The organism is Paraburkholderia sp. RL18-101-BIB-B, assembly GCF_046026985.1.
In the GTDB taxonomy this organism is placed as follows: domain Bacteria; phylum Pseudomonadota; class Gammaproteobacteria; order Burkholderiales; family Burkholderiaceae; genus Paraburkholderia.
In genome coordinates this window covers 449,703-464,886 of record NZ_JARESV010000003.1, presented here as the reverse complement: position 1 = coordinate 464,886, position 15,184 = coordinate 449,703, and the positions used below count along the sequence as shown (strand labels likewise).

Here is a 15,184-nt window from a genome sequence, read left to right as displayed (position 1 = left end):
ACGTAGCGGCGCGAACGGCTATGGAGGAAATCCTTCAGCGAAAGTATCCCTCAGGTACGTGACAAACAGTTCGACAGCGCGCGGTACGTGCGGGGTGTATGGCCGGACCACATAGAGCTGCTCGGCAAAGGCGCCTATTGGCCGCCAGTCAGGCAGGAGAACAATGAGTTTTCCCGATTGAATCGCTGCTTGCGCCGTGAAATCGGGCAGCAGCGCGATGCCCAGATCGTCAAGGGCCGCGTCTCTCAAGGCTTCGCTATTGTTAGCGGAGAAGGGGCCGTTTACCGTGATCATCAAAGGAGCCGACTGCGTCCGCCGCGCGGCTCTGCGTTCGAACGACCAGATTCCGGACCCTAAAGCACGAGGATAGAACAGGCAATCGTGAGCGGAGAGATCCGCTGGCGATTCAGGGTAACCTCGACGCTCCAGATATGCGTGTGTCGCGACAATGACGGATTGCGTCTCGCACAGCTTCCAGGCGACATGGGTCTCAGGGACCTGAGAGCTATGTCTGACGGCAAGATCGAAGCCTTCCGTGGCAATCGAGGTCAGACGATCAGACGCTTCGAGTTGAACCCGTACTTCGGGATTCGCCCGCAGAAACGCAGACATCTTCGGCACCAACTGCTGCCGCGCGAACGCCACTGGAGCGGTTACCCTGATCAATCCGCGTGCAACGCCCGCCATTTCCTTAACCATCGCAAAACTCGTCGCAATGTGCTCGTACTCCAGACGTGTGTTGTCGACGAGTCGCTGCCCGGCTTCAGTGAGTCGTACGCTGCGGGTGTTACGTTGCACCAGTGCGACACCCGAGGCTCGCTCGAGTTCTGCGATGCGTTGGCTCATTGCGGCCTTGCTCACGCCAAGGCGCGCGGCCGCCGCAGTGTACGTGCCCTGTTCGGCAAGAACCGTCAGCCAGTGCAAATGAGTCCAAAGGCCTTCGACTTTTCGCGTATCCATATGTCTATTGTTCGCCGTTGGAAACGATCATTTCAAGTTTAACGCCTTTGCAAACGTAATGCCGACTCCTAGACTTTGTTCACCACCCATCAATCAAGGAAGCGAGATGCAAGCGTTCAACGACACAGCCGACGTCACCCACTTTATTCATGGCGAGCCAGTACGTGGGTCAGGAATGCGTACCCAGGCGATTTTCAATCCTGCGACCGGTGAACGCCCACGCAAACTCCTGCTGGGGGAGATCGCAGATGTCGACACCGCTGTCGCAAGCGCCAAGGCTGCATTTCCGAAGTGGAGCAACACGCCACCGATCCGCCGCGCCCGCGTCATGCTGCGGTTTCTCGAGTTGATGAACAGGCATCGGGATGAACTGGCCGCAATCATCACGGCCGAACATGGAAAGGTCTTCTCGGATGCTCAAGGCGAGGTGGCGCGGGGTATCGATGTCATCGAATTTGCCTGCGGCATTCCGCAGCTTCTTAAGGGGGACTATACCGAGCAGGTCTCAACGGGCATGGATAACTGGACAACGCGTCAGGCGCTCGGCGTTGTCGCGGGCATTACGCCGTTCAACTTCCCGTGCATGGTGCCTTGCTGGATGTTCCCTGTTGCGATTGCGGCGGGCAATGCCTTCATTCTGAAGCCAAGCGAGCGTGACCCGTCGGCGTCGTTGTTCATGGCAAGGCTGTTGAAGGAGGCCGGTCTGCCGGACGGCATCTTCAACGTGGTTCAGGGCGACAAGGTCGTTGTTGATGCTTTGCTCGCGCACCCGGACGTGAAGGCGGTGAGCTTTGTCGGATCGACGCCAATCGCGAATTACATCTACGAGACCGGCGCGAAGAACGGCAAGCGCGTGCAAGCGCTGGGTGGGGCCAAAAATCATATGGTTGTGATGCCCGATGCCGACATCGATCAAGCGGTCGACGCGCTGGTTGGCGCTGGGTACGGCTCCGCTGGCGAGCGTTGTATGGCTATTTCGGTCGCTGTTCTCGTCGGCGATGTGGCTGACAAGATCATTCCGAAGCTCGCCGAACGTGCGCGTAGTCTTATTGTAAAGAATGGCATGGAGTCCGATGCGGAAATGGGCCCTGTCGTTACGCAACAGGCGCTCGAACGCATAGAAGGGTACATCGGGATTGGTGTCGACGAAGGTGCGAAGTTGGTCGTTGATGGTCGCGGCCTCAAGGTCGACGGTCATGAGGGCGGATTCTTCACGGGCGGTACGCTGTTCGACAACGTTACACCGGAGATGAGAATATACAAGGAAGAAATCTTTGGGCCCGTTCTTGCCTGCGTCCGTGTGAAGGACTTCTCGGAAGCGGTCGATTTGATCAATGCTCATGAGTTCGGCAACGGCGTGGCGTGCTACACCCGCGACGGGCACATCGCTCGCGAATTCGGGCGACGCATCGAAGTAGGTATGGTCGGCATCAACGTCCCTATTCCGGTCCCGATGGCCTGGCACGGATTCGGCGGCTGGAAGCGCAGTCTGTTCGGCGACACGCATGCATACGGCGAGGAAGGTGTTCGATTCTATACGAAGCAGAAGTCGATCATGCAGCGCTGGCCGGAGAGCACGGAGAAGGGCGCTGAATTTGCAATGCCCACGGCAAAGTAAGCGAGCCGATTCGATAAAGGTGATCGGGCGTCGCGTGCGGCACGATGCGGCGTCTGATTTCTGTCTGCGTGTAGTTCCCAGGCACTGGCCTGCCGCGTCGTTTTCCCCTGTCGCGGATCATCGTGCAGGGTCCTCTCTGTAACAAATTTCTAACGATAACTATGCACTCCGTCGGTGGCGATCCAGGAGTGACACTGCCCGTCTTGCCGCAATGGAAAGAGTGTTTTTATTGCCTACCGATTGACTGCACGTCCGGTCAAACCAAACTCTCGTATTAGTCGCATTCCCGAGTGAGAAGCAAACGGCGGGCGAAATGAATTTCTCATCGTTAGAAATATTTTGTGCCGTCGCCAGCGAGCAAAGTGTGACCCGAGCAGCACGCCATTCGGCCCGTGTTCAGTCAAATGTGGCGATGCGCGTAAAACAGCTTGAAGAGGAACTGGAGGTTCAGCTTTTCTATGAAGTGGAAAGCGGACGAGGTTGACGCCAAGTGGCCGCACGATGCTGGACTATGCGCAACGAATCCTGTACCTCGCGGAAGAGGCGAGACTTGCGATGAAACCTGAGCAGCAGTGCGCGCGCTTGAGCATTGGCGCTACGAAATCTACCGCAGCGGCACGCCTTGCGGCTTTGCTTTCGAAATACCATGGCAGGTGGCCCCGGGTGGAGTTGGAGGTTTCGATCGGTACATCGCGTTCACTTGTCGAAGACGTGGAGAGAGACCATCTCGACTGCGTTTTTGTCGCCGAGGTGACGGGTACGATGACGACGAGACCTGGCTGAGAGAGCAGTTTGCGTCGGCACTTGCGCCTCGGACTTGGTCGGCTTTATTGGATGGAGTCTGTGCCGAAGTAGCACAACACGGATATGGCTATGCAACGACAGTTTGTGCAGCATACAACTACGGAAACGACCAACCCAATCGTCGTCCGACTACTCGCGGCCAGTGTAGGTTCGAGTGCTCCGCTGGACGTGGGTAGTACCTTTCCAGGGATGGTGGTTAACTCCGGAATACGCAAAACCCCTGTCAGCGTGCTTCACTACCGTGCTTGTATCGAGGTCAAGAGGCTAGGGCTGGTCGGTGATGAGCAAGTAGACCTTAGCGTGCATGGAGGCCTCGAGAAAGCTGTTTATATGTATCCGGTCGAACACTACGAATGGTGGCGCGAACGCCGGCTTGAAGCAGGCGTAATGGGCGCGGACGATCCGCTGCCGTTTGCTGCGATGGGAGAGAATTTAACGACGAGTGGGCTGCTCGAAACTCAACTCTGGGTCGGAGATCGCATCTTGATCGATGAGGTCGAATTTCGTGTCGAGTCTCCCCGAAATCCCTGCTACAAGTTTAACGCCGTGATGGGATACGCGCGCGCTGCCAAACACATGATGGCCAGTGGGTACTCCGGTGTTTATTTAAGCGTGTTCAAAACTGGATTCATTTCCGCAGGTTCGTCGATTCAGGTAATTCCTGGCCCTCGGCAGGAGTCGATAAGCGCGATTCTGGACCGGCGGCGTGTCCGCGCACGGAGGGAGCCGTAAGTCGGAAAGTACAGCTGCGCCGTCGGGCGGCCTCTACTCATGAGCCTTCGTGGGTGAAGCGTTCTTCGGCGACACCAACCTGACGCGAAATACGCGTGCGTAACTGATCAGTCGATTGGTCGCGGTGATCTCTCGATTCCAGCGACGAAATGATCCGAAAATCGGTTGACCGTTTAGAAGCATCGCAACCTGCAAAGCACCTGAGCGGAATCCTATGAGCGGCTCCGGGGCGCACTGGCCGGATGGGCCAGGGGCCCGGAATGACTGGGTTATCTCTGAGATAGATAACCGTATTTAATACCTTCGCTTGATATCCAGTTCGAATGATGCGAGTTTGTCTCATTGGTTGGAGACACGGCAATGCCACATCGAAACCCGACTTCGGTAGGAGATGGCAGTTGGCGGAGTCACTGCTGCTGGTTCAACGTCGCCGGGCAACGAAGCGAAATCGCAGCCCTACAGCTATAAGCGTGTGTAGACGGAAGGCGAAGCGCGTCAATTGAAAGAAATGCACGCGAGTCGCCAATTGAGAATCGGACTGCCGTTCGAGGCGATCCGGAAATTTTTGAGGGATAGATTTCAAATGAGTACACCCACGACTGCTCAGCGTATCGGCCGCTTTGCATACGACGCACGTGCAGACCATCTTACTCCCGGCGCGAGGGCAATTCTCAAGCGGAATATTCTTGACAGTCTTGGTTGTGCAATAGCAGCGCTGCCTGGTAAGCCGTTCAAGGCGCTTCGCGATCAGTTCGATGAGTACCGCGGCTCGGGGACATGTTCGTTGATTGGAGGCGGTAAGACTTCGCCCGACCAGGCCGCCTTGTACAACTCAGGCCTGGTGCGGTATGTAGACCTGCTGGACAGCTACATGTCCCCCGGCGGACTCTGTCACCCGAGCGATAGCTTCGGGACCATTCTGGCAGCCGCTGAGCATGCTTCCGCAAGTGGCGAAGAGTTCATGCTGGCGTTGGCAACAGCCTATGAAATTGGCTGCCGTATTACCGCAATCGTGCCGGTTATGGCCAAAGGGTTTAACCACGCTATTCAGTTGGCGATCTCCGCCGCAGCCGGGTCGGGAAAGCTGTTCGGTCTCGATGCCGATCAGATTGCTAACGCGATTGCAATCGCAACGATCGACAATATTTCACTGACGTGCGTCCATTCCGAGCCGGTTTCACAGTGGAAAGGCTTTTCCCCCGGTATCACGGGCATGAGAGCCGTCTATTCTGCATCTCTTGCCAAGCGTGGATTCACAGGTCCAATTCGCCTTTTCGAAGGGCCCAATGGTCTGGTGCGAATGTTCGACCAACCACTCGACGTCGATTGGGAAGACCAGCGGCTTGAGGTCGTTCACGAGACGATCATGAAGAAATACTGTTCGCTCATTCATGGTCAACCTGTCCTTGAAGCGACGCTCGCGTTAAAGCGAAAACATGATTTGACGAGCGATGACGTGGACGAAGTCCAATGTGACATCTTCCAAAGCGGATTCGACATTGCCGGCGGCGGCAGCTTCGGCCCGAAGGATGACCCGCAGACCAAAGAACAGGCGGACTACAACCTCAAGTATCTGATTGCGGCTGCGTTGCTCGATGGCCAGGTCGGTCCGGCTCAGCTTGAACCCGAGCGTGTACAGGCACCCGATGCACAGGCATTGCTCAGAAGAGTGTCGGTGAAACCTGACGCTGAATTTTCAGCGCAATACCCACACGCTCTCAACACGCGCGTGACGATCAAATGCAAGGATGGTCGCGTGTTGGTCACTGAGCATATCGGCTTCGAAGGCGGGCTGGACAATCCGTTCACGTGGGAACGCACCGTCGAAAAATTTAACTGGTTAAGCGAACAACACGCGGACAAGGAACTCCGAGACCAGATCATCGAGCTTGTCTCGGAGCTGGATGAACATCCGATCGAAGACTTAATGAACCTCTTGGCGAAAGTCAGTCCGGAGCCACGATTCCCGGCGATGCATCCGGGAATTCAATAATCCATAAAGGCATTTAGGAGCTATATATGGCACTCATTTCTTGTGACATGCGTTTTGGCCGGACCGACGAGCAAAAGCGGCAACTTGCCGCCGGCTTACTCCGGGTGGTCAGCGCCGCGACAGGTGAAATGAAGAATGACATCTTTTTCGTGATTCGCGAGGGACGTGGAATCAATTTCGTCGAACACGGTGAGCATCTTCCGGAGTATGTCGAGGGTGCGGCGAACGATAAAGAACTGATTGAACGTCTTAAATAGATCTGACGGAGAAATATTGTGCCTTTCATCGAATGCCATATCAAGAGCGGTCTTACGCAAGAACGACGTGAACAACTCATCCGGGACATCATCCAGGTCACGCACGACTCGATCGGATCGGACCCCAAGATTATCAACGTCATCTTGCACGAACATCCGGCTGAAAATATCAGCATTTCCAGTCGGATCAATGGAGAGGACTTCAAGAAGTCCACCGGGTAGCCGCGCCAAACTGTGCGCTAAGTTCTTGTTCCGAGTTCCGCCGGGCGTGGCGTCCGGCGGCTGGAAGGCAGTGCATGCAGTGCATGCAGCACGATTGAAGATATGGATAAACCATAGCATTGTCTGTGTCAGGTCTGGTGAGAAACACGTTTTTTGGAATATATAGTATGTAGTAGAAAAGAATATGGAGGAGAAGTGAACGGAGCAAAGATGGCGGTCGACGGTGTCGCTGCCGGAAGTGAGAAAGTGGGGCTGGCAATATTTTTGACGCTCGTCGAAGTGCTGATGTTCTTCGGGTTCATTACTCTTGCCGTCGTGTCGCCGGCAACGCTCGCTTCGCCGGTGATAGATGGGTCGGAGGTTACGGTTGCGTTCCTATACGGAATAATCATTCTGGTCGTTAGCGTGCTGCTTATCGGGTTGTATGTCCTGATCGAAAACGCAGCAGATTCGCGAAAATTTCGTATCGATTCCGCTGAATTTCAATCGTAAATTGCCCGGTGACCCGTTATGAACATTCTTCGACATGGCGCTTTTCTCGCGCTTTCAGCATCCGCATGCGTTGCGAGTACCGGATCCTTTGCTGCTGGGAGCGGCGTAGGTACCGGAAACGGCGTGGCGATAGCGTTTTTTCTTGCTTTCGTACTGGCGACGCTTGCTATTACCTACTGGGCCGCCAAGCGAACGAAGTCGACTGACGATTTCTACGCAGCCGGAGGTGGAATAACCGCATTGCAAAATGGTCTTGCAATCGCGGGTGACTTCATGTCAGCCGGTGCATTTCTTGGTCTGACAGCTTTGGTGTTCAGTAGTGAGTTTGATGGTCTTGTCTACGCGGTAGGGTATGCGACGGGGATGCCAATTGTTGTGTTTCTGCTGGCGACGAGACTGCGAAAACTCGGTAAATATACAGTCGCTGATGCGGTTTCCACGCGTCTTGGCGAGACACCGATTCGTATCTTCTCGGCTTGCGCATCGCTATGCATTGTTTCGCTATACCTCATCGCGCAAATGGTGGGGGCAGGGCAACTGATCAAGCTGTTGTTTGGTATTGACTATGTCTACGCCGAAATTCTTGTTGGCGCTCTCATGATGTTTTATGTGGCCTTCGGAGGGATGGTCGCCACGACTTGGGTACAGCTAGTGAAGGCGACGTTGCTGCTGCTCGGCACGATTGTGATGAGCTTTCTGGTGCTGCGAAATTTTGGCTTTAACTTCTCGGAATTGTTGCGGCGTGCCGTGGAAATTCATCCAAAGGGCAGTGCAATCCTCAGTCCACAGTTTCTGGTGAGAGATCCTGTGTCGGGATTTTCATTGGATCTTGCGGTGATGTTTGGTACCTCGGGATTGCCGCACATTCTCATGCGTTTCTTCACGGTTCCCGACGCACGGGCTGCACGCGGCTCGGTATTTTGGGCAAGTGCATTTATCAACCTGTTCTTTGCACTCGTGTTTGTCATCGGGTTTGGATCTATCGCGCTGGTCGCCTCCAATCCGGACTTCCTGGATGGCGCGGGAAAACCGCTCGGCGGCGTAAATATGGTTGCTATCCACCTTGCAAAGGCGGTAGGAGGAAACGCGTTGCTTGGGTTTATCTCCGCAGTCGCATTCGCTACCATTCTTGCGGTTGTCTCAGGGTTGACACTCGCGGGTTCTTCGGCAGTTTCGCATGACCTTTACGCCCGTGTCTTTTGCAAAGGTGCCGCGAGTCAAGCCAATGAAGTACGGGTATCAAGGATATCGACTCTGGTTCTTGGGGTCATCGCGGTGGCATTAGGCATTGCATTCAGGACACAGAATGTGGCTTACATGCTTGGACTTACTTTCTCGGTCGCCTGTAGCTCGACTTTTCCAGTGTTACTGCTTGCCCTTTATTGGAAACGATTGACCACGATTGGAGCCGTTGTGGGTGGAACTGTCGGGTTGGTCTCTGCCATCTTGCTGACGGTCGCAGGCCCAGCCGTCTGGGTGCATGTTATTGGGAATGCGAAGCCGCTTTTCTCGATCGATCCACCGACCATAGTGACTATGCCGCTCGCGTTCATGACGTGCTGGTTGATATCCATACTGGACCATAGCAAACAGGCGGATGCTGACCGGGCGCGGGGTGCGACTCTACAGGAGCATCCAGTATTCGCGGGGCCGGTTGGTCAATAGATCCGGGAGTGGCGTACAGAGATTTTGTCGCCGTTAAGTGGTCGAACTCGCGAGGGTATCCGATGGAGTGGTCGGCCACAGGACTAGGTCGCATAGCGCGTTATTCAGTTCGAGGGCGGATCGTCGAGATCCGCTCTGTACACTTTCGGGTCAGATAGAAGCAGGCACTCCTCCAAGCTCGGCGGTGCGCTGAACGTCGCACCAACGCTGCTCTGTTCCTGCGCTATTTCTCGCTTTTGCGAAGCGACCAAAGGGTACTGTTTGCCTCGAATGTTCAATTTCGCTTTGGTGTAGCATGCAAGATAAGTTCGCTGTGCAGCGCTGTGCGAACCGCCGTACGGTTCGTGAATTTTGGCTGCCTCCGACAGTTGCCGATGGTCTGCACGCTGTTCAATCAGTTTGTCGTGCAAGCGTCTGAATAAAACGAAGTTATCGAGCCGAAGTTGTTGATAGCTTGCCGCTCGGACATCGAAGCTTTTATCGAGGTTGTGGACATTTCATAGAGGTGCAAAGCATGGACGCTGCCGACCTCAAGGTCTTCGAAGCCGTAGCTCGTCACGGAAGTATGAACCGGGCAGCTACCGAGCTCAATACCGTTCAATCCAATGTGACAGCGCGAATTCGATCTCTGGAGAGAGAGGTCGGGGTCGCTCTCTTTCAAAGGCATGTGCGCGGCGTGAGCATGACCCCTGCGGGGCAGCGCATGCTTCCGTATGCCGCGCGTATTGCAAAGCTCATTGCAGATGCCAAGGTGGCAGCGCTGGATGACGGCGCACCGAGCGGCACTCTCACGCTCGGAACACTCGAGACGACTGTGGCGTTGAGGCTCTCTCCAATACTAAGTAACTTCGCTCGAATGTATCCGCAGGTTCGACTGTCTCTGACAACGGGCACGAGTTGCAGTCTCACGGCCGATGTTGCGGAATGTCGGCTGGACGGGGCGTTTATAGCGGGTCCGCTGGACCATCCGGACCTTTACATTGAGACAGTCTTTCATGAGGAGTTGGTTCTGGTTACGCCGCGTACCGTACGCACGCTCGAGGCGATCAGATCGGTGCAGGACCTCAAAACAATTGTCTTCCGTTCAGGTTGCTCGTACCGTCAGCGGCTCGACGCGCTGCTCGCCGAAATGGGAGTGCTCACGGCAGCGCCCCTCGAATTTGGCTCGATGGATGCGATCATCGCATGCGTTGCCGCGGGTATCGGTATCACGCTATTGCCCCGAGGCGTGGTCTCCGCGGCAGCGGAACAGGATCTCGTTACTATCCACGCTATATCGCCAGAGAAGGCGCAAGTCGAAACACTGTTTATCCGGCGGCATGATGCCTATGTCTCGAGTGCAATGCAGGCTTTCGTTGACGTTGCACGGTCTCAGCTCGGGCCGTTGATGGTCGCCGCGTAGACGGTGTACGGGAGTAACGTTACGCGGCGAGCCTTGGCAATTCGCGGTTCAGCCCGTCTGATTGAAGTCATGCAGTATTGATTTCCAGCGAATTCTGACCGACAGTTTTCATCTGGATTTGCGCCCCAGACAGCGTAGTGCAGTTGGCGGCGACGGCGTCGAGTTCTGCCGAAGTCGTATCGGCGGGGATCGCGACTGTCGCTTCAGTTGAATCCAATGGCGTGCCGTTCGAGCCAGTTCAACGGATCATCGCCGTTTCCAAGCCAGTTTGTCGCCTTCCCGCCGCGCGTCGTCTCCGAATTCAGAAAGTCAAAATCAAGTCCATCGGCCAGAAATCTTGCCCATGGACGCTCAATTGCGATTCCCTTCCCACGCTGACTCGGTGTCATTGTTGCATGGTTGGCAAAGGAATGGATAACCTGTTCACTTGCCCTAGTCAAGTTACGCGGATAGGATGATCGCATGGACATCGCCGATAAAGCGACTGCGTCATAGAGAGATTCGTTAGTAATCCAGATGTAACTAGGCAGATTGTCGAGATAACGTTTCAGCGTTAGGCACATGTCCGTGCTCAACATCGCCGGCGGCGTGCCCCGAGGCGCTCCTTCTTCCAATACTGACCTGGCGCGATCCATCCCGATCTTTGCCCGGGTGATTTCGTCTTCCCGAACCGTCCAGACAAAGTGGATATACAGGCTGCCTTTTTGACTCTTACCAGACCAACCCAAGGAATCTGAATTGAACAAGAACCTGATTGCAGCTGGCATTCTGGCGCTGATCACGGGCGCCGCCATGGCGACCCCGACGACTTACGACCTCGATCCGAGGCACACCTATCCCAGCTTCGAAGCTGACCATTTTGGCGGCATTTCGGTGTGGCGAGGTAAGTTCACGAAAAGCAGCGGCGTCGTGACACTTGACCGCGCTGGGAAGACTGGCACGATCGACGTGTCGATTGACACCGCGTCGATTGACACCGGTAATGCGCAACTCGATACGCGCGTGAGGTCGGATGAATTTTTCGATGTCACCAGGTATCCGACCGCGACGTTCAAAGGCAATGCACTCCGCTTTGATGGCGACACGCCGACCGAGGTCTCGGGCGACTTCACGTTTCATGGGGTGACCAAGCCGCTGACGTTGAAGATTGATTCGTTCAAGTGCTTCGTCAACCCGCTGATCAAGCGTGAGGTGTGTGGTGCGGAAGCCAGCGCGCAATTCGACCGCGCCGATTACGGCGTGACTTGGGGCACTAAATATGGCTTCAAGACGCTGACTCGCTTGCAGATTCAGGTTGAAGGCGTGAAGGCGGACTAGGCTGTAGACGGTCGTCGACAACTTACCAGTTAACCCCGGAATGACAGCGACAAACGACGGCCGTCCAGAAACCAGTTAACGAAGGGAGTGGCGGACGCCCTCCGGCGCCCGCCAAAGGGCTCGATTTGTTGGCGTGCCGAGGGCTACTTGACGGACTGGTAATTGGTGAAAAATTCAACGACGCTCTGAGGCGAGTTGTCGTTGAAGAACAGCTTGAGGTTCCGTTCAGCCTCCGCAGCAGTGGACGCGCTGCGGGCAAAGAGGTCCTTTTCATAGGCGATGAGCGCAGCTTCAACGTCACCGGGGTTGGCGGCGATGGCTTTCGCGAGTTCAGCGCCGTCGTACATCGCGAGGTTGGCCCCTTCACCAGCGAACGGTGACATCAGGTGCGCTGCATCGCCAAGCAAAGTTACGCCGGGCCCGCGATCCCATTTGTGCTCGACCGGCAGCGCATGGATAGTGCGAGGCACAGGGGCAGTCTCACCATCGGTTAGGAGCGCTGTGAGCTCCGGAGCCCAGCCGTCGAATTCCTCGGCGACGCGGGCTAAGGCAGTGGGCGGGTGGGAGAAGTCGATGCGAGCGATCCAATCCTCCGGCTTGATCAAGGCCACGTACGTGTGCAGCACATCATCGGACTCGCGATGTGCGAGGATGCCTTTCCCCGGCGCTAGCGCAAACAGCGCGCCATCGCCCACCGCTTCAGCGCTTGCCTTGTGACGGGTGTCGCCGTCAAACAGGTACATCTCAATGAATGAAACGCCGAGATATGCGGGCTTAGCCTTGGAAAGAAGCGGACGAACTCTCGACCAGGCGCCGTCTGCGCCGACGAGGAGGTCGGTAGTCACTGTCGAGCCATCGGCGAAGGTCAACACGTGCCGGCCGTCGCCGAGCGGACGGACCGCTGTGACCTTGTGTCCCCAGCGGATCGTGTCGGCAGGAAGTGAGTCAAGCAGAATCCGACGAAGGTCTCCTCGGTGTACCTCAGGTCGACCGCCTGTACCGTCGTCGGGCTCATCGATCAGGACATTGCCGTCCTTGTCGAGCACCCGGGTCGCTTCGCCGCCAGTTCGGATGATCCCGAGGAATTTGTCGAAGAGCCCCGCTGCTTTAAGTGCGAGCTGCCCGTTGTATTCGTGGATATCGAGCAATCCTCCCTGTGCGCGCGCGGTTGCCGATTCTTCCGCTTCGTAGACCGTCGCTGCAATACCGTGAACGTGGAGGACGCGAGCGAGTGTCAGGCCGCCGAGCCCGGCACCGATGATTGTGACTGGAGTATTCATTCTGATTCCGTCCTTCACCAGCGAGCCGCGGCTTTTTGGAGTTCGCTGTAATCCGGGTCGTTGTCAGAGGCCCAGGCAATAATCCCATCAGGACGTACCAGTGCAGCGCTCAAGCCCGATTGTTCTTTCGCCCGGCCAGAAACGTACTTGATTCGATCGTCATCTGAGTTCGCCAAAGTTTTGAGCGAAGCGTTGCTGTCAAAATCAAGCAGTACGCCTCGGCCATCGCGCATTAGCTCACCGATTGTTGCGCCGTCTTCGAACTCAAAGTTGGGAACGCTATGGCCTACGAGGGGATGGCCGCCACCAAGATTGTAGTTTGTGAAAACGCCCCACACCCTTCCTGCAAAGTAGGTGGCACCATCGCGCGTGTTCATCAGGTCGCGGATAATTGCATTTAGTGCGCGGGCTTGTGGGTCGGGTCTCATGATTGCGACCTGGGCGCGTGACCAGTCCAGAACCCGTGCACCGATCGGGTGTCGTTCCGTCTGATAACTGTCCAACAAGCCTTCCGGCGCTTTCCTCTTGATGGTGGCGGCGAGCTTCCAGCCCAGGTTCATGGCGTCGCCGAGGCCAAGATTGAGCCCTTGGCCTCCAAGCGGCGCATGAATGTGCGCGGCATCGCCAGCTAAAAGAACCCGTCCGTTGCGATAGGTTGTTACCTGGCGTGCCCGGTCCGTCCACGTGGCCGCGATGTGCAAAGCATTGATACTCACGTCGGTGGTCGAGATGCGGCGTAGAACTTCCTGCACGTGTTCTCGCGTGATTGGCGTTCCTGCGCTATGAAATGCGCCGCCATCAAAATCCTGCATCACCAGGTAACCGGGCTGCGATTGCAAGTACATGCCTGCGGGTGTCACGTTTCGGCCCGACTTGAGCTTCTCCGGATCGGCAATGTCGACTTTAGCCGTGTAGCCGGTGAATTCTGGCTCAGTACCGACGAATTCAAAACCGCCTGCCTTGCGAACAACACTGCGGCTTCCATCGCAACCCACGAGCCATTGACTTTCAAAAGTCTGGTTTCCGCACTGAACAGTGACTCCGTCCTCGGCTTGATGAAAGTCGGTAACGGGAAACCCGCGCTTGATTTCGACGCCCAAGGCTTCTGCGCGGCGAGACAGCACCACTTCAAGCTCTTCCATTTCGGATATCAAACTGGTTGCGGTCGAACTCGGCAGGCGATACGTCCACTGAGAGGTGTCAATATCGCCGTCATGAAACGGAATGCCGGCGAAGTGTCCCACCTGACGACGCGACCCTTCGCCGGAGTTTTGGTGGGGATTCTTGAGGCGTTTATGGATCTCAAGTTCCTGTAGCAATCCACGACGGTAAAGCGCTTCAATAGTTGGCGCGGAGAGTCCGCGTATGCCGAAAGGCAGCTGCTTCAATGGCGAGTGCGGATCCTCCGTCTTTTCCAGTATCAGGACGGAACATTTGGCCAAAGCCAGTTCACAGGCGAGAAATAAGCCTACAGGGCCTGCGCCGGAAATGATCACGTCGTGAATAGATTGATTCTGTGCGGATTGCTTGCGGTTGACCGTGACTGGATTATTCATCCTGCTTCCTTCGATGTTGGAGGCCGCCACCCGGAACCCCGCAGATGGGTATGGAACGTCATTCCACGATATTGGAACGACATTCCAAATGTGTCAAGATGCGGCATGACCAAAAATTCACGTAACACTCCACGTAGCCCTCAGCGACGAGAAGAATCGCTCTCGCGGGATCGCATCATCGAGGCGTCGATCGTGCTGTTGGACAGCAGTGGAGAAAGCGGACTGACATTTCGGACCCTGTCCGAACGGCTTGCCACCGGTGCTGGCGCCATTTATTGGCACGTCGAGAACAAGAGCGATCTGCTGACCGCCGCCTGCGACGCGATCGTCGCTCGCACGATGGCGTCGTGCGTGGCCGGCGCGACACCGCAGGCGACAATTCGCGCCCTCGCGCTGGGCATGTTCGACGCGATCGACGCGCATCCGTGGGTTGGCTCGGCGCTCACACGTGTGGCGGGGCAGTTGCCCATGGTGCGCATTGTCGAATGCCTGGGTCAGCAGGTTCGCGCGCTTGATGTGCCCGATGAAGACCAGTGGGCAGCGGTGTCCGCGCTGCTGCATTACATCCTTGGCGTCGCTGGACAGAACGCCGCCAACACGCAGTTCGCCCGGACGCGAGGCGTCGACAGATCCGACTTCCTGGACGCGATGGCGACCGTATGGTCCCAGCTCGATCCGAATGAGTATCCGTTCGCACGCAGCCTCGCCGGACAGTTGCGCGTTCACGACGACCGGGTCGATTTTCTCGCCGGGATCGATCTCATCCTCAGCGGTATCGAGTCATCGCACGGTCGCTGACCAGGCGCTGACCCTGCGACTCGAGCGGGCGCTGGTGGACGTTCGCGTGCGCGACCTCCGCTCGGCTATCGAGTGCCATTCGCCTGAA

The 15,184-nt window shown here is 56.3% G+C and carries 16 protein-coding genes; 12 read left to right on the top strand and 4 right to left on the bottom strand.

Annotation, left to right across the window (positions count from 1 at the left end; all coding sequences use genetic code 11):
• Positions 1 to 18: 18 nt before the first annotated feature.
• Positions 19 to 960 (bottom strand): LysR family transcriptional regulator, encoded by a 942-nt coding sequence (locus tag P0D73_RS07985; RefSeq protein WP_408287606.1) that lies wholly within the window; start codon positions 958 to 960, stop codon positions 19 to 21.
• 106 nt (positions 961 to 1,066) lie between these two features.
• Here P0D73_RS07985 and P0D73_RS07980 point away from each other — a divergent pair, with 106 nt between their 5' ends.
• From P0D73_RS07980 to P0D73_RS07935, 10 genes are all read left to right on the top strand, one after another.
• Positions 1,067 to 2,578 (top strand): CoA-acylating methylmalonate-semialdehyde dehydrogenase, encoded by a 1,512-nt coding sequence (locus P0D73_RS07980; protein ID WP_408430757.1) that lies wholly within the window; start codon positions 1,067 to 1,069, stop codon positions 2,576 to 2,578.
• Between the two features lie 313 nt (positions 2,579 to 2,891).
• Positions 2,892 to 3,062 (top strand): LysR family transcriptional regulator, encoded by a 171-nt coding sequence (locus tag P0D73_RS07975; protein WP_408176041.1) that lies wholly within the window; start codon positions 2,892 to 2,894, stop codon positions 3,060 to 3,062.
• Positions 3,063 to 3,079: 17 nt separating this feature from the next.
• Entirely contained in the window at positions 3,080 to 3,361 is a 282-nt protein-coding gene (locus tag P0D73_RS07970; protein WP_408287600.1) for a LysR substrate-binding domain-containing protein, read from the top strand.
• Positions 3,362 to 3,451: 90 nt separating this feature from the next.
• A complete protein-coding gene (locus P0D73_RS07965) occupies positions 3,452 to 4,114 on the top strand; it encodes an MOSC domain-containing protein (protein ID WP_408430755.1) in 663 nt (220 codons plus the stop codon).
• 583 nt (positions 4,115 to 4,697) lie between these two features.
• Positions 4,698 to 6,107 carry an MmgE/PrpD family protein gene (locus P0D73_RS07960; RefSeq protein ID WP_408430752.1) on the top strand — a complete coding sequence of 470 codons (1,410 nt, stop codon included), beginning with the start codon at positions 4,698 to 4,700 and terminating at the stop codon, positions 6,105 to 6,107.
• Positions 6,108 to 6,133: 26 nt separating this feature from the next.
• The gene (locus tag P0D73_RS07955; RefSeq protein WP_408430750.1) at positions 6,134 to 6,364 is read left to right on the top strand and encodes a tautomerase family protein; all 231 of its coding nucleotides are present in this window, start codon (positions 6,134 to 6,136) and stop codon (positions 6,362 to 6,364) included.
• Between the two features lie 18 nt (positions 6,365 to 6,382).
• On the top strand, positions 6,383 to 6,586 hold the full coding sequence (locus P0D73_RS07950) for a tautomerase family protein (protein ID WP_172162416.1): 204 nt from the start codon (positions 6,383 to 6,385) through the stop codon (positions 6,584 to 6,586).
• 195 nt (positions 6,587 to 6,781) lie between these two features.
• On the top strand, positions 6,782 to 7,078 hold the full coding sequence (locus tag P0D73_RS07945; protein WP_408430748.1) for a DUF485 domain-containing protein: 297 nt from the start codon (positions 6,782 to 6,784) through the stop codon (positions 7,076 to 7,078).
• An 18-nt stretch (positions 7,079 to 7,096) separates the two neighbouring features.
• On the top strand, positions 7,097 to 8,743 hold the full coding sequence (gene actP / locus P0D73_RS07940; RefSeq protein WP_408430745.1) for a cation/acetate symporter ActP: 1,647 nt from the start codon (positions 7,097 to 7,099) through the stop codon (positions 8,741 to 8,743).
• 514 nt (positions 8,744 to 9,257) lie between these two features.
• Positions 9,258 to 10,145 (top strand): LysR substrate-binding domain-containing protein, encoded by an 888-nt coding sequence (locus P0D73_RS07935; protein WP_408310717.1) that lies wholly within the window; start codon positions 9,258 to 9,260, stop codon positions 10,143 to 10,145.
• Positions 10,146 to 10,348: 203 nt separating this feature from the next.
• Here the strand turns inward: P0D73_RS07935 and P0D73_RS07930 are convergent, their stop codons facing one another.
• Positions 10,349 to 10,891, bottom strand: a complete 543-nt coding sequence (locus P0D73_RS07930; protein ID WP_408430742.1) for a CGNR zinc finger domain-containing protein — start codon at positions 10,889 to 10,891, stop codon at positions 10,349 to 10,351.
• Between the two features lie 46 nt (positions 10,892 to 10,937).
• Here P0D73_RS07930 and P0D73_RS07925 point away from each other — a divergent pair, with 46 nt between their 5' ends.
• Positions 10,938 to 11,462, top strand: coding sequence for a YceI family protein (locus tag P0D73_RS07925; protein WP_408176190.1), 525 nt, complete (start codon positions 10,938 to 10,940; stop codon positions 11,460 to 11,462).
• 143 nt (positions 11,463 to 11,605) lie between these two features.
• On the opposite strand, the gene P0D73_RS07920 is transcribed toward P0D73_RS07925, so the two are convergent.
• Both P0D73_RS07920 and P0D73_RS07915 read right to left on the bottom strand, forming a co-directional pair.
• Positions 11,606 to 12,742 carry an FAD-dependent oxidoreductase gene (locus tag P0D73_RS07920; protein ID WP_408430740.1) on the bottom strand — a complete coding sequence of 379 codons (1,137 nt, stop codon included), beginning with the start codon at positions 12,740 to 12,742 and terminating at the stop codon, positions 11,606 to 11,608.
• A gap of 14 nt (positions 12,743 to 12,756) precedes the next feature.
• Positions 12,757 to 14,298 carry an FAD-dependent monooxygenase gene (locus P0D73_RS07915; protein WP_408430738.1) on the bottom strand — a complete coding sequence of 514 codons (1,542 nt, stop codon included), beginning with the start codon at positions 14,296 to 14,298 and terminating at the stop codon, positions 12,757 to 12,759.
• On the opposite strand from P0D73_RS07915, the gene P0D73_RS07910 reads away from it, so the two are divergent.
• Positions 14,242 to 15,096 (top strand): TetR/AcrR family transcriptional regulator, encoded by an 855-nt coding sequence (locus P0D73_RS07910; RefSeq protein WP_408430735.1) that lies wholly within the window; start codon positions 14,242 to 14,244, stop codon positions 15,094 to 15,096. The genes P0D73_RS07915 and P0D73_RS07910 overlap by 57 nt on opposite strands.
• Positions 15,097 to 15,184 lie beyond the last annotated feature (88 nt).

Excerpts from the sequence above, each read along its gene's own strand:
- P0D73_RS07985 (WP_408287606.1), bottom strand. The coding sequence starts at position 960 with ATGGATACGCGAAAAGTCGAAGGCCTTTGGACTCATTTGCACTGGCTG.
- P0D73_RS07980 (WP_408430757.1), top strand. The coding sequence starts at position 1,067 with ATGCAAGCGTTCAACGACACAGCCGACGTCACCCACTTTATTCATGGC.
- P0D73_RS07975 (WP_408176041.1), top strand. The coding sequence starts at position 2,892 with ATGAATTTCTCATCGTTAGAAATATTTTGTGCCGTCGCCAGCGAGCAA.
- P0D73_RS07970 (WP_408287600.1), top strand. The coding sequence starts at position 3,080 with ATGCTGGACTATGCGCAACGAATCCTGTACCTCGCGGAAGAGGCGAGA.
- P0D73_RS07965 (WP_408430755.1), top strand. The coding sequence starts at position 3,452 with ATGCAACGACAGTTTGTGCAGCATACAACTACGGAAACGACCAACCCA.
- P0D73_RS07960 (WP_408430752.1), top strand. The coding sequence starts at position 4,698 with ATGAGTACACCCACGACTGCTCAGCGTATCGGCCGCTTTGCATACGAC.
- P0D73_RS07955 (WP_408430750.1), top strand. The coding sequence starts at position 6,134 with ATGGCACTCATTTCTTGTGACATGCGTTTTGGCCGGACCGACGAGCAA.
- actP (WP_408430745.1), top strand. The coding sequence starts at position 7,097 with ATGAACATTCTTCGACATGGCGCTTTTCTCGCGCTTTCAGCATCCGCA.
- P0D73_RS07935 (WP_408310717.1), top strand. The coding sequence starts at position 9,258 with ATGGACGCTGCCGACCTCAAGGTCTTCGAAGCCGTAGCTCGTCACGGA.
- P0D73_RS07925 (WP_408176190.1), top strand. The coding sequence starts at position 10,938 with ATGGCGACCCCGACGACTTACGACCTCGATCCGAGGCACACCTATCCC.
- P0D73_RS07920 (WP_408430740.1), bottom strand. The coding sequence starts at position 12,742 with ATGAATACTCCAGTCACAATCATCGGTGCCGGGCTCGGCGGCCTGACA.
- P0D73_RS07915 (WP_408430738.1), bottom strand. The coding sequence starts at position 14,298 with ATGAATAATCCAGTCACGGTCAACCGCAAGCAATCCGCACAGAATCAA.